The 11,905-nt window shown below is 55.7% G+C and carries 18 protein-coding genes; 8 read left to right on the top strand and 10 right to left on the bottom strand.

Going from position 1 to position 11,905, the window contains the following annotated elements; genetic code table 11:
* Nucleotides 1-2: 2 nt before the first annotated feature.
* Nucleotides 3-1,370 (top strand): TldD/PmbA family protein, encoded by a 1,368-nt coding sequence (locus SynBIOSE41_RS08595; protein ID WP_186540571.1) that lies wholly within the window; start codon nucleotides 3-5, stop codon nucleotides 1,368-1,370.
* A 24-nt stretch (nucleotides 1,371-1,394) separates the two neighbouring features.
* A complete protein-coding gene (gene fmt, locus SynBIOSE41_RS08590) occupies nucleotides 1,395-2,402 on the top strand; it encodes a methionyl-tRNA formyltransferase (protein ID WP_186540569.1) in 1,008 nt (335 codons plus the stop codon).
* A 25-nt stretch (nucleotides 2,403-2,427) separates the two neighbouring features.
* Here the strand turns inward: fmt and SynBIOSE41_RS08585 are convergent, their stop codons facing one another.
* From SynBIOSE41_RS08585 to SynBIOSE41_RS08570, 4 genes are all read right to left on the bottom strand, one after another.
* Nucleotides 2,428-3,570, bottom strand: a complete 1,143-nt coding sequence (locus tag SynBIOSE41_RS08585; RefSeq protein ID WP_370594209.1) for a DEAD/DEAH box helicase — start codon at nucleotides 3,568-3,570, stop codon at nucleotides 2,428-2,430.
* 216 nt (nucleotides 3,571-3,786) lie between these two features.
* Nucleotides 3,787-4,020 carry a hypothetical protein gene (locus tag SynBIOSE41_RS08580; RefSeq protein ID WP_370594208.1) on the bottom strand — a complete coding sequence of 78 codons (234 nt, stop codon included), beginning with the start codon at nucleotides 4,018-4,020 and terminating at the stop codon, nucleotides 3,787-3,789.
* Nucleotides 4,017-4,352 (bottom strand): DUF6464 family protein, encoded by a 336-nt coding sequence (locus SynBIOSE41_RS08575; protein ID WP_186540565.1) that lies wholly within the window; start codon nucleotides 4,350-4,352, stop codon nucleotides 4,017-4,019. Before SynBIOSE41_RS08575 ends, SynBIOSE41_RS08580 begins: the two co-directional genes overlap by 4 nt.
* A gap of 4 nt (nucleotides 4,353-4,356) precedes the next feature.
* Nucleotides 4,357-5,076: a DUF475 domain-containing protein gene (locus SynBIOSE41_RS08570; RefSeq protein WP_186540563.1), complete on the bottom strand. Its 720-nt coding sequence runs from the start codon at nucleotides 5,074-5,076 to the stop codon at nucleotides 4,357-4,359.
* 37 nt (nucleotides 5,077-5,113) lie between these two features.
* On the opposite strand from SynBIOSE41_RS08570, the gene SynBIOSE41_RS08565 reads away from it, so the two are divergent.
* A complete protein-coding gene (locus SynBIOSE41_RS08565) occupies nucleotides 5,114-5,914 on the top strand; it encodes a hypothetical protein (RefSeq protein ID WP_186540561.1) in 801 nt (266 codons plus the stop codon).
* A gap of 77 nt (nucleotides 5,915-5,991) precedes the next feature.
* Here the strand turns inward: SynBIOSE41_RS08565 and SynBIOSE41_RS08560 are convergent, their stop codons facing one another.
* The gene (locus tag SynBIOSE41_RS08560; RefSeq protein WP_186540559.1) at nucleotides 5,992-6,312 is read right to left on the bottom strand and encodes an MgPME-cyclase complex family protein; all 321 of its coding nucleotides are present in this window, start codon (nucleotides 6,310-6,312) and stop codon (nucleotides 5,992-5,994) included.
* Nucleotides 6,312-7,058: a pyridoxine 5'-phosphate synthase gene (locus SynBIOSE41_RS08555; RefSeq protein WP_186540557.1), complete on the bottom strand. Its 747-nt coding sequence runs from the start codon at nucleotides 7,056-7,058 to the stop codon at nucleotides 6,312-6,314. Before SynBIOSE41_RS08555 ends, SynBIOSE41_RS08560 begins: the two co-directional genes overlap by 1 nt.
* A 134-nt stretch (nucleotides 7,059-7,192) precedes the next feature.
* Between SynBIOSE41_RS08555 and SynBIOSE41_RS08550 the strand changes: the two genes are divergently transcribed.
* From SynBIOSE41_RS08550 to grxD, 4 genes are read left to right on the top strand one after another with little or no spacing between them, the layout of a single operon-like run.
* Nucleotides 7,193-7,888, top strand: a complete 696-nt coding sequence (locus SynBIOSE41_RS08550; protein WP_255476012.1) for a 1-acyl-sn-glycerol-3-phosphate acyltransferase — start codon at nucleotides 7,193-7,195, stop codon at nucleotides 7,886-7,888.
* 25 nt (nucleotides 7,889-7,913) lie between these two features.
* Entirely contained in the window at nucleotides 7,914-8,447 is a 534-nt protein-coding gene (locus SynBIOSE41_RS08545) for a hypothetical protein (protein WP_066907376.1), read from the top strand.
* Between the two features lie 56 nt (nucleotides 8,448-8,503).
* The gene (locus tag SynBIOSE41_RS08540; RefSeq protein ID WP_066907374.1) at nucleotides 8,504-8,737 is read left to right on the top strand and encodes a BolA family protein; all 234 of its coding nucleotides are present in this window, start codon (nucleotides 8,504-8,506) and stop codon (nucleotides 8,735-8,737) included.
* 30 nt (nucleotides 8,738-8,767) lie between these two features.
* The gene (grxD, locus tag SynBIOSE41_RS08535) at nucleotides 8,768-9,091 is read left to right on the top strand and encodes a Grx4 family monothiol glutaredoxin (protein WP_066907371.1); all 324 of its coding nucleotides are present in this window, start codon (nucleotides 8,768-8,770) and stop codon (nucleotides 9,089-9,091) included.
* Here grxD and SynBIOSE41_RS08530 read toward each other — a convergent pair whose 3' ends face one another.
* Together SynBIOSE41_RS08530 and SynBIOSE41_RS08525 are read right to left on the bottom strand one after the other, a co-directional pair.
* The gene (locus tag SynBIOSE41_RS08530) at nucleotides 9,092-9,958 is read right to left on the bottom strand and encodes an alpha/beta fold hydrolase (protein ID WP_186540555.1); all 867 of its coding nucleotides are present in this window, start codon (nucleotides 9,956-9,958) and stop codon (nucleotides 9,092-9,094) included. It abuts the gene before it with no gap.
* Between the two features lie 12 nt (nucleotides 9,959-9,970).
* A complete protein-coding gene (locus SynBIOSE41_RS08525; protein WP_066907364.1) occupies nucleotides 9,971-10,240 on the bottom strand; it encodes a DUF6761 family protein in 270 nt (89 codons plus the stop codon).
* Between the two features lie 77 nt (nucleotides 10,241-10,317).
* On the opposite strand from SynBIOSE41_RS08525, the gene SynBIOSE41_RS08520 reads away from it, so the two are divergent.
* The gene (locus SynBIOSE41_RS08520) at nucleotides 10,318-11,082 is read left to right on the top strand and encodes a response regulator transcription factor (RefSeq protein WP_370594207.1); all 765 of its coding nucleotides are present in this window, start codon (nucleotides 10,318-10,320) and stop codon (nucleotides 11,080-11,082) included.
* On the opposite strand, the gene SynBIOSE41_RS08515 is transcribed toward SynBIOSE41_RS08520, so the two are convergent.
* Both SynBIOSE41_RS08515 and SynBIOSE41_RS08510 read right to left on the bottom strand, forming a co-directional pair.
* Nucleotides 11,057-11,617 (bottom strand): hypothetical protein, encoded by a 561-nt coding sequence (locus tag SynBIOSE41_RS08515; RefSeq protein WP_186540553.1) that lies wholly within the window; start codon nucleotides 11,615-11,617, stop codon nucleotides 11,057-11,059. The genes SynBIOSE41_RS08520 and SynBIOSE41_RS08515 overlap by 26 nt on opposite strands.
* Before the next feature lie 3 nt (nucleotides 11,618-11,620).
* Nucleotides 11,621-11,905, bottom strand: coding sequence for a hypothetical protein (locus SynBIOSE41_RS08510; protein ID WP_186540551.1), 285 nt, complete (start codon nucleotides 11,903-11,905; stop codon nucleotides 11,621-11,623).

Genomic DNA, 11,905 nt, shown 5'->3' with positions numbered 1-11,905 from the left:
TCATGGCCAATGCACCACTCAACGTCAGGTCACTTCAGGATCAACTCCAATCGCTGGCCAGCCGTGAAGGAATTGCGAGATGGGACCTGGGCGCCAGTCGCAGCAGCAGCGCCTCTGTACAGGTTGACCGTGGTGAGGCCAAGCAGCTGAAAGCTTCACAACGCAGTTCGATCACCATTCGAGTGTGGAATCAACAGGGGTTGGTTGGCATCACAAGTACCTCTGATCTTTCCGATTCGGGGCTGGAAAAAGCGCTGATGGGTGCTTACCAGGCAAGTGGTTTTGGGAATCCAGATGATGTTCCTGGGTTTTCCCCTCTCGCCACTGCACCTGAGCCGGATCTGCACCGCCCGCTTCAGGATGCTCAGGGTATTCAGAGTCTTCTGATTCAACTTCTGGATGCTGAAAAACAACTGCTGGATCGTCATCCGGCGATCGGCACGCTCCCCTACAACGCCATGAACGAGGGCAGTAGTGAACGCATTTACCTGAACAGTGAAGGTGCCTTGCGACAGGCTCAGCGCACTCAGGCGAGCATTTTCCTGATGGCTCGCGCTGAGGAAAGCGGTCGCAAACCACGCAGCGGTGGAGCAGTCCGAATAGCCCTTGGCAGCCGCGATCTTGATCTGGAGGGGTGCATCAATGAAGCGGCAGAACGCACCATCAGCCATCTCAACTATCAGCCGATCGACACCGGTCGTTACCTCGTGTGTTTCACGCCTGAGGCCTTTCTTGATCTGATTGGTTCATTCAGCAGCATGCTCAACGCCCGTGCCGTTCTCGATGGTGTGAGTCTCAGCAAAGCCGACTCGATAGGTGATCAACTAGCTGTTCCTTTCTTCAATCTCACCGATAACGGTCTGCATCCTGCCCATGTCGGAGCGATGCCCTTCGATGGAGAAGGAACGCCAACTCGAGCCCTTCCCTTGATTCGCGAGGGATGCCTGGAAAACTTTCTACATTCGGAAGCCACTGCACGGCATTTCGGAGTGAAGCCAACAGGTCATGCGGGGATGGGTGCCAAGGTGTCTGTCGGTCCCGACTGGTTTGAAGTCAGTCGCACTCCGTCGATGAGCACAGGAGCCGACCATCTTGACCACACCACCACTCCTGACAGCTTCGTATTGATTGAAAGTCTCAGTGCCCTTCATGCCGGTGTGAAAGCCAGTCAAGGAGCGTTCTCCCTGCCATTCGACGGTTGGCTTGTCAAAGGTGGCGAGCGCATTTCCGTTGAAGCAGCAACTGTGGCTGGAGACATCCGCGAACTCTTACGTTCGATCGTGCATCTTGAACCTGAATCCGTTATCACCCATGAAGGTGTCAGTCCCTACGTATGGGTTGATGGTTTGGCGATCACCGGTGAAGCCTGACCAGTCACGGCTGATTCATTGGTCGTGAAAATCCTGTTCTGGGGAACTCCCCTTTATGCTGTCCCCACACTGGATGCACTGGACAAGGCAGGCCATCAGATTGTCGGAGTTGTCACTCAGCCTGATCGTCGTCGAGGGCGCGGTAAACAACTGATGGCATCAGCTGTGAAAGCACGGGCTCTGGAACTCGGGCTGAAGGTTTACACCCCGGAAAAAATTCGCCGTGATCATGCCTGTCAACAAGAGCTTGCTGATCTCGGAGCTGATCTTTCTGTCGTGGTGGCGTTCGGACAGATACTGCCCACCGAAGTGTTGACTCAGCCACCTCTCGGCTGCTGGAACGGCCATGGCTCACTGCTGCCCAGGTGGAGGGGAGCTGGCCCAATTCAATGGTCCATCCTTGAGGGTGATGTTCAGACCGGAGTAGGTGTGATGGCGATGGAGGAAGGACTGGACACCGGTCCAGTCCTCATGGAACGAAAGCTCGATATCGGATTGCTTGAGAACGCGCATCAACTCGGAGCACGACTGAGCCAACTCACAGCTCAGCTGATGGTGGAGGCGATCCCACGGATTGAGGCCGCAGGACCCGGGACGGAACAGGAGCGACATCGCAGGTTGGGCCTGCGCTGCCAGACACCTGACGTCAGCTACGCGCGGATGCTCGTCAAGAGTGACTACCAGGTCGACTGGTCCGCTTCAGCATTGGCAATCCATCGCAAAGTGATGGGCCTGTATCCAGGTGCAATGACCTTCTGGAAGGGAAAGAGACTGAAACTGCTGGCCTCTGAACCGCTGATCGAAAGGCTTCGAGACGAGCTCAGCCCCGGCGCACAACAGTTGCTTGGCCGCTGGCCCACCGGTCAACATCAGGCTGGAACTGTTCTGGACAGCAATGAGCAGGGTTTGGTGGTCAGCAGTTCGGGTTGTCCGCTGCTGATTCGTGAAGCACAACTGGAAGGGAAGAGTCGGAGCAATGGTCGGGCTCTCGTTCAGCAATTGCAGGCCATTGCGGGCGACACGCTCGTCTGACGATCGATCGCTCCCATGGCACTGTTCAGCGTCTGCGCTGGCGTGATTCGGGAGTTGTGCTGTGACGAGTGCGCTGATTGCTGCGTTGATGACTGCGCCGTTTACCACCGCCAAGGTCCAGGGGTGGTGCCGTCAAAATCGTTGGCTCGAATCCCTTCACCTGTTCCTTGCGCAACGCTTCGCCTGTGAGTCGCTCAATTGCCTTCAGGAGGAGGGATTCCTCAGCGGCAACAAGCGAAATGGCATGACCGGTTTCACCGGCGCGCCCGGTGCGACCAATGCGATGGACATAATCCTCCGCCACGTTGGGAAGATCAAGGTTGACCACGTGCGGCAACTGCTGGATATCAATTCCCCGTGCAGCAATGTCGGTCGCCACAAGCACCCGCACACTGCCCTGCTTGAAGCCCTGAAGGGCACGGGTACGAGCCCCCTGGCTCTTGTTGCCATGGATCGCGGCCGCTTCCAGTCCTTCCTTGCTGAGTTTCTCCGCGACCCGATTGGCTCCATGCTTGGTCCGCGAAAACACCAAAACCTGACGCCAATTCCCGCTTCTGATCAGATGACTCAGAAGCTCCGATTTCCGTTTCATGTCACAGGGGTGAACGACCTGCTCAACGGAACGTGCGGTCTGATTTTCCGGTGTGACCTGAATCTGCAGGGGTTGAAGCAGCAATCCGGTTGCCAACTTTCGGATCGGTGGGCTGAACGTGGCGGAGAAGAGCAGGGTCTGTCGATGCTCGGGCATCAGCCGAATCAATCTGCGGATGTCATGGATGAAGCCCATATCAAGCATTCGATCCGCTTCATCCAGCACGAGACATTCCAACTGATCAAAACGCACAACACTCTGCTGATGGAGATCAAGCAGTCGGCCCGGTGTCGCCACCAGCAGATCCACACCGCCCTGCAGTCGCTCGATCTGCGGATTGATCTTGACTCCGCCAAACACCACATCACTGCGCAAGGGAAGGTGATGCCCGTAAGCACGCACGTTCTCATGGACCTGAGCAGCCAGTTCACGGGTCGGTGTCAAGACCAGCGACCTCACCTGACCACGACCAGAGCGCCTGCCATGTCGAAGTCGCTCAAGCATCGGCAAGGTGAATCCAGCTGTTTTGCCAGTACCAGTCTGTGCCGCCGCCATCACGTCGCGACCACGGATCACCGCTGGAATGGCCTGTTCCTGAATCGGCGACGGGTGGATGTACCCCTTTTCCCTCAGCGCCTTGAGCAGGGGTTCTCCAAGTCCCAGGTCTTCGAAACCGACCTGTGAATTGACCGTGACAGAGGACTCGACGATCGTGATGAAGCCGAATCTTTCACCCTAGGAGGCGGCCAAAACCCGCTCTTTGACTGTTGCAAAGGCTTGAGCAGAACACATTCAGGTGATCTTCCAGACGGCATTCTCAGGAATCTCTGGAGCAGCATGTGGATCGGAGGGTTCTTGTTGCGTCACCCGCCAAGCGGGAACCCTGGTATCGCGGTAGTTGCCATATTGGATCAAAACACCCTCCTGTTCATCTGTGGTGGCATAAAAGCCGCCTTGCCAATGGGACTTCTGATTCAGACCACCGCGAAACCAGACCCAACAACGCTCACGTTTCATTGATGTCATGCGGACCAGTGACTGCAACGCTCGCATGGGCCTTCCGGAATCACGGCACAGCGCATCAGCGGACTTCGGGCATTGAAACGACAGGCTGGATCACCAATGACCCATCCATGCTGAAACCAGTGTGCATCGGCAGGTCGCTTCTGAGGTTTCACCATCAACACAACTGAACTCAACTGGTAATGACCGGAATGGAGTCGGTAACGGTGACGGCGCTGCATCACCAGAAAACTGTTGTCTTCGTGAAGGAACCAACGTCCTGGGGAAGGTGGCTCATCCAGCTCCACACGATCAAGCAGTTGCTCGCTACCGGTTTGTCGGAGTTCCACGAGCATCAGCTCAGGACTCCTCTGCTGCAGGAGATTCACGCAGTGAAAATCCCCAGATCATCAAGCCGATCACAGCCGCAAGAGTCAGCAGTTCTGATGGATGCAGCGTCGGCATAGCCGTTAACACCAGCAATTTGAGACCAACAAATCCCACGGCTAGGAAGCCGGCCGTTTCCAGTCGTGGATAAATCTGCAGCCATCGAATGAAGAGTCCTGAGGTGAAACGCAAAGCGACCACTCCGATCAAGGCACCCGTCAATACAAGTAGCAACTGATCACTGATCGCAACCGCTGCAGCAACACTGTCAATCGAAAAGGCGAGGTCGGTAATCGCCAGGGTCAACACCGTTCGACTGAAACGAATCGGGTTGGTTGATGTTTCCTGTGATTTCTCGCTGATCTGATCCGTTGAAGAATTCCAATGACTGAAGCAGAGCCAGAGCAGATAAACGCCTGCAATGAGCTGAATCGGAGGAAAAGCAAGTACATATTGCGCCATCAAAATCAGTCCGACGCGCAAACCGAACGCCATCACAATGCCGAGATTTAACGCTCGACGTTCCAGTCTGGGATCACGTTGTTCTCGTGCGATTGTTGCTAATGCAATCGCATTGTCAGCGGATAGGATGAATTCCAGTGTGATAAGGACCGGCAACAGCGGCAGCAGTTCACCCAGCTGGTCAACGCCATCCAACCAGGCCGTGAGTGACGAGAGGGCAGCTGTATCCATACCTACAGCCTAGAAATGGAAGACATTGATTAGTGGAATGCGAACCCACGCCCAGCTCTGCCATATCAGTGCCGACCGATGCGTTGTTCTCGTTGAGGCCTATGAGGGAACCACACCGCTCGGGAGCTCTCTCGGTGAGGGTCGCAGCGTCTCAGAGGCAGAGGATCAGGCTCTCGAGCGACTTCATTCAAGGTTCAGTTCCTCAAAGCCACCCACAGCCGAGGAGGCAGCGATCACGTCCGCTGAGACAAGCATCGAGAGCAAAACTCAGACTGCTGGCTCGAAGCAGCCCGTGCCGATCAAGCGAGTCGCCCCGCCAGAGATAACGGCTTCCGAGGAACCCATGCAGGTCCTGCAGTCCATGGCGCCTCAGTTGACTCCATCTGTTGATGCCTCCTCAATGGTTGAGAGGGGGCCTGATCCTCAAACACCCAGCGAAGCACCCATTGATCCAGAGGACTGGAGTGAGGAGCTCACCGCCATTGACCTCGAACTTCAAAGGGTGGGATGGGATCGTGACAGTGAAAAGATCTATCTCGAGCGAGCCTTCGGCCATGCAAGTCGCCATCGGCTCACACGCTTCAGTGATCTTGTGTCCTATCTCAAACGTCTTCGTGTGCTTTCACCAGGAAGTGATCCCATGCACGCGGAGATTCCTTTACGTCGATCGGATTTAGTCACACAGGGTGATGAAATTCTCAAACGGCTGCAGTGGAGTCAGCAACAGGCAAAGGATTTTCTGAACCAGAACCTCCAGGCCAGCTCAAGGCAGCAGCTCAGTGACGAACAACTTTTAGGTTTTAACATGATGCTTGAAGAGAAACTACTTAATTCATAATCTTTTGTCTCTGATGAATACTCAAACATCAGGCTAGAGAGTTGCGGTTCTTTCCATAAATGAGGATTGAAAAGTTTTCAATCAGCCGTTGCGATGGCATCTGGAATCTCAGCGCTGGGTGCCTCAAAACATCCATCAAGAACAAACTCAAGCCTCAATTTCATAAAAGTAATGAAGTTCGAGTCTGTGGAAACGACAGCCGCAGCGGGCTGCGGCAGCTGATCACAGACCGTCTTCATCTCCTCCGCATTGAGAAAAGCAGGTTGGCGAACCAGCCAGAAGTCGATCTCCTTGCCGTTTTCTTTGTAGTTGCGCCGTCTTTCCTTGAGAACTTCCTCCAAGGGCTCCTCCTCTGTGAGGAATCGCTCGCTTGCTGCAACGAAGTAGTAGGTGGTCATCAATTTTTGCTGGCGAACAAGGGCTCACGGCGTGGATTCTGAACCAGGGAGCGCATCTCACTCACTGCGGTTTTCAAACCCACAGCCAGTGCACGGGCCACGATCGTGTGGCCGATGTTTAGCTCCTCCATTCCCTCGATGGCCGCTACTGGTTCCACGTTCTGGTAAGTGAGGCCATGGCCTGCATTGACGCGCAAACCGAGGGAACGGGAAAAAGCCGTGGCTTCAGTCAAACGTGCCAGCTCACGGGGTTGTTCAGTCCAAGCGGCTTCTGCGTAGGTGCCGGTATGCAGTTCAACCCAGCGTGCTCCCGCATCGCGACTGGCCGTCAGCTGCGACTGATCCGGATCCACGAAAAGGCTGACGGGGATGCCTTTGTCATGGAGTCTCTGCACCATTTTTTTCAGTTGCGGGAGCTGACCTTCCACATCCAGCCCACCCTCGGTGGTGACCTCTTCACGTCGTTCTGGCACGAGCGTGACCATGTCGGGCTTGACCCGTACAGCAATCTCAACCATCTCGTCGGTGGCCGCCATTTCCAGATTCAACCTGCTGCGGACTGTCTGCCTGAGCAGATCCACATCACGGTCCTGGATATGACGACGATCTTCACGCAAATGAACGGTGATGCCGTCAGCTCCTCCGAGTTCTGCCAGCAGAGCCATGGGAACAGGATCGGGCTCCACGGTGCGCCTGGCCTGCCGGACATTCGCGATGTGGTCGATATTCACCCCGAGGCTGGCCACGATCAGTTGTTGCAAAGGCGTGAATCCTATTCAGCACGTGATCCGATGCGGCCGAAGGATCAACTGCCCAGCAGAGTCCTTGCTGCTGGGTCTTCCCCGGTAATTTCTCATGAGTGGATTTTTAGTTCGAGGCGGTGTCCAGCAGCCTGACGAAGCGTTCATCTGCCCTCGACACGGGGATCGATCCCTTCTGGGCGCCGCTTGCCATGTTTTTGACCCAGGACATGGCTCTTCATTACCTACGCGCCAGAATCGTTCTTGGTTCCGAGAACCTTCCGAAGGATGGTCCGGTTCTTCTCGCTCCAACGCACAGAGCCCGGTGGGATGCCCTGATGATCCCCATGGCAGCCGGACGACGGATCACTGGGCGTGACTGCCGTTTCATGGTCACAAGAACAGAAATGTCCGGATTGCAGGGTTGGTTCCTGCATCGCCTGGGCTGTTTCGCGGTCGACCAAGACAAACCTTCGCTGACAACCCTGAGATTCGCTCTCGACCTGCTTGAGAGCGGTCAGCAGCTGGTTGTCTTTCCTGAGGGACGCATCAGGAGAACAGACGCACCAATCACGTTGGAACAGGGACCAGTCCGACTGGCACAACTGGCTCATCGGCGTGGGATCGATGTGCAGGTTGTCCCTGTTGGTCTTGCCTACAACCCTGCTGTTCCAGGTCCACGCAGCCGCTCAGCAATCTGTTTCGGCCAACCTTTGTTTGTTGATGGCAGGGGCAAGGAGGAGGCCCTTCGCTTCAATCATCTGCTGGCCGAGCGGATGCATACGGCTGAACAAGCGGCCCGAGAGGCCATCGGACGACCGCTGAATTGCACTTAAAGTCCGCGCATTCAAGTTTGGTTTCATGGGCACCCGCCTTCTTTGCACAGCGTTTGCCCTGACTGCAGGTTTGTGCATCACCCCTGCATTGGCCCAGTCGGAATCAGATCCATCCGGATCCACCACCAAAGTGCTTGCTTCAAGTGGATCGGGATTCAATGTCTCGTCCGTTGAAGCCTTGATTCAGCGTGGAGATGCAGCAGTGGCATCCGGCAACCTGGCTCAGGCCAAGAAGGATTACGACAACGCCAGGACAGCGTCCAAGCAACTTCTGGCCTTCTACCGCGACCTCTCTGGATCATTCCGTGGTCTCGATGCCCGGATCCCCAGGGAAATGGATACCAAGGGACGTGCGGCACTGGCCCTGCTCGCTCAGTCAAACCTCCGTCTTGCAGCGCTCTTCCGCCGGCAGGGACAGCCCGAAATTGCTGTGCCTGTGCTGGTTGAAGTTGTTCGATTGATGACACCAGCCAAGCCGGAAGGTCAGAAGGCTTATCAGAGTTTACTCGAACTCGGCTTCGTCGATACCCCCTACCGGGGCGCGAGCGCTGGTGAGTGATCTGAGTCACACGCGACATCCATCTGCCAGCATCAATTGAGTTCAAGCTCTGTTCCGTGGTTCAGCCTGACGCCGTCTCTTCCGCAATTCGTCGCGCTATCCCAGATGCGCAGGTGAGCGTTGAGGATCTCACCGGTGGTGGTGATCATCTTCAGGTGAGTGTTGTGTCGACTGCCTTCGACGGTCTCAACCGCATCCGGCAACATCAGCTTGTTTACCGAGCCTTGCGGGAGGAGCTGGCTTCTGAGGCGATTCACGCCCTTGCTCTCAACACCTCCACACCCAACTGATTCACCTCTTTCTCTCATCGCCCGATTCCCATGGACTCACAGACCCAATCCCGCATCGAGAGCCTGATCCAGTCGAGCCCGATCTTCGTGTTCATGAAGGGCACCAAGTTGATGCCACAGTGCGGCTTCTCCAACAATGTTGTGCAGATTCTCAATGCACTTGGTGTGAGCTTTGAGAGTTTTGATGTGCTCTCGGATCCCGAAGTTCGTCAGGGGATCAAAGAGTTTTCCGATTGGCCCACAATCCCTCAGGTCTATGTCAAAGGCGAATTTATGGGTGGTTCCGACATTCTGATCGAGATGTACAACGAGGGCACTCTTAAGGAGAAGTTGGAGATCGCTCTGGCCAGCTGATCAGTCCAGCTGAATCAGAAAATCGTTGATCAGCTCAACGAATGCCTGGTTGCGATCAATGTAGGTTTTATGTCCTGCATCCTTGAGCACTTCCAGTTGTGCACATTCACCAATTGCGGATCGTGCATCCTGCATGGTTTGAGGTGTTGCTGTGTCGAATTCACCGCAGATGAGTAGCGTAGGATTCGACAAATCCTTAAAGCCTGGAAATAGGTCAAGGTCGCTGAGCATTCCGTGATGCTGGAATTCACTCGGCCCCCACATCTGCGTGTACAGCTTGTGGTTCCCTCGTTCACGTTCACAACGCAAAGCATCTTGATCTGATGCCCGCGCAGAACGACAGAAGTGTCGACGTTCAAATTCCTCTTCCAGATGTACTGATCCCCCAAGCTCCAGTTGAATGTTTTTAGTCAATTGATTGCAATCGGCAATCCACCTTTGTGTGGACAACAGAGGAGATGAGAGCAACAGGGCTTTGACTCGATCTGGATGATCAAGGCAGAACTGCGTCATGACGGCACCACCCCATGAATGTCCGAATACATGGGCACGGGGCATTCTGAGCTGATCAAGAATGCGCAGCGGCTCCGTCGCGAAGCGCTTCAGGGTCATCTGCTCAGGCGACAGATCAGCCGGTGATGCATAGGACCCCAGCTGGTCGTAGAAAATCGTCGGTCGTCGGTCTGCGAGGGGGTGCAGAGCGTCATAGAGCCCAACACTTGAACCACCCGGACCGCCGTGTGTGAGCAGCAGGGGAACCCGATCAGCAGCTTCGTCGCAGTGAGGTCGGTAGCAGCGGAGCTCAATCTGCCCTCCGCTGACGCTGACCGTTCTGACCGCCTCAAGTGAATGGCGATTGATGCCCATGACCGCAGAGGCTCAATACTGATTCGGGTGTCTGTAGAGAGCGCTCACATCCCCGTCAGGACCGATGAAACTGGATGGATCCAGAATCCAGCGTTCAATCAATGTCTCGAGCTTGGACAATTCCCTTGGGTCGAGATCACCAGTTCTGCGCAGAGCGTGCAAGTAACCGTCTGCATAGAGGCGAAGCTCGGATGGGCCGTGATAGCGAGTCGTCAGTTCCTGGCATGCATCACAGAGCGCCTGGAAGTGGCGAATGGCCTCCGGGTGCTGAAGAGATGTCATCTTTGGTGAGGACGGCAGCCTCTGTTACCAGCGTGCCTTAGGAATGGCATTAGCGTAAGACGGCTTTCGGACGCCTTGTGACCTCCTCCTCCCGCGATCTCCTCGCCCATGGAACCGGTCAGGCTCCTGTGCAGCAACTGACTGTTCCCGCGATTCCTTCTCGAGAACCCGCACGTGTTCTTGTTGTTGAACCTCATCCGACACTGAGAACCGTCCTTGTTCAGCGTCTGCGCCAGGACGGCCATCTCACTGCTGCGGTGTCGTCATCGCAGGAAGCCCTTGAGCTCTGCCAGGAGCAGTCCCCGGACCTACTGGTAAGTGCTGAACTGCTGGAACAGAGTTCTGCCCTGAGACTTGGCCAGCAATTGCGCTGTCCGGTGATTGTGCTGACAGCCCGCAACGGGGCTGAACCTGTTGTGGGATTGCTTGATGACGGCGCGGATGACGTGCTGCGCAAACCCTTTGGTCTTGAAGAGATGGCGGCACGCTGTCGCACTTTGCTCAAGCGAGGTCGTAGCGGACTTCAGGAACGTGTTGCCGTTGGCCCCCTTGAGGTGCATCTGCTTCTTCGGCAGGTGACCCTGCGCGAGCAACCGGTGGAACTCAGCCCTCGCGAATTCGCGTTGTTGTGTGCACTGCTTATGCCACCTGGAATGGTGCGCAGCCGACAGGAGCTTCTGAGAATGGCCTGGCCTCCTTTCAGCGGCGGCCCACGCTCTGTGGACACACAAGTCTTGACGCTCCGACGCAAACTTGAACAGGCCGGTCTTGGTGAGGGTGGTGGCATTACCACGGTTCGTCAGCAGGGCTACCGATTCAGCCTGGATAACCTTCCGGAATAACAATCCACCCGTATCCGACGCCCATGGCTACCGCGGATTCCACGATCAGCATGCCAAGCGCCAGACCAAACAGCAGCTGGTAGGTCCAGGGTGGAGTTAACCGTCGAATCGAGGCTGTCTTAAGACCTGTTCTCTGCTCAATGATTGAGAGAAAACGATCAAACTTTTCGAGGCGTTGCGGAAGCAGCCGTTGATCCTGGTTGGTTGTGGTGAGGTAATAAACCTTTCCTCCCTGGCTTGTGCCGACGGGAACCAGCCGCTTGATCTCATTCCACTGCAGCTGCCAACCACGACGAATCAACCAGTTGCACCAAGTGGGATGGCCCACGCTGATCCCGTTTTCATCCACGTTCACCTGCTCACTGAGCATGGCCAGCACCAGTGCCAGTCCGATCGGTGCAGCAACCCAGAGGCTGAGCTTCAACCCTGGAGGTGCCATCAACGGCAACGGCAGAACGAGAGCCAGATAAACGCTGATCAAAGTCCACCTGATCAACGGCGAAAGTCGAAACCGCTCCTGAAGCGCGGCAGGCATCACTCAGCGATCCTCCGGTGAACCCGGCAATGGCTCGATGACATCGTTGGGGCGGTAATCACCGTTGAAGACTTCTTGTTCTCGACCCTTCCAGAATTCACCCAGACGCATGAGGTCAGCGTGGGCCTCCTGAATTGATTTGAGGTAGGTCTCAGGGGTCATCTGATCACGCGCTTCCTTCAGTTTTGAGAGTCGCAGCATCTGCAGCATCCAGGGCTTCCCCAGCTCACCGCGTTGTTCCAGGTAGCGCGCAAGTTCAGCAGAACTGGGTTGAGGAGCTGATGCCAT

This window comes from Synechococcus sp. BIOS-E4-1 (assembly GCF_014279995.1).
In the GTDB taxonomy this organism is placed as follows: domain Bacteria; phylum Cyanobacteriota; class Cyanobacteriia; order PCC-6307; family Cyanobiaceae; genus Synechococcus_C.
This window is presented reverse-complemented; position numbering and strand designations above follow the sequence as displayed.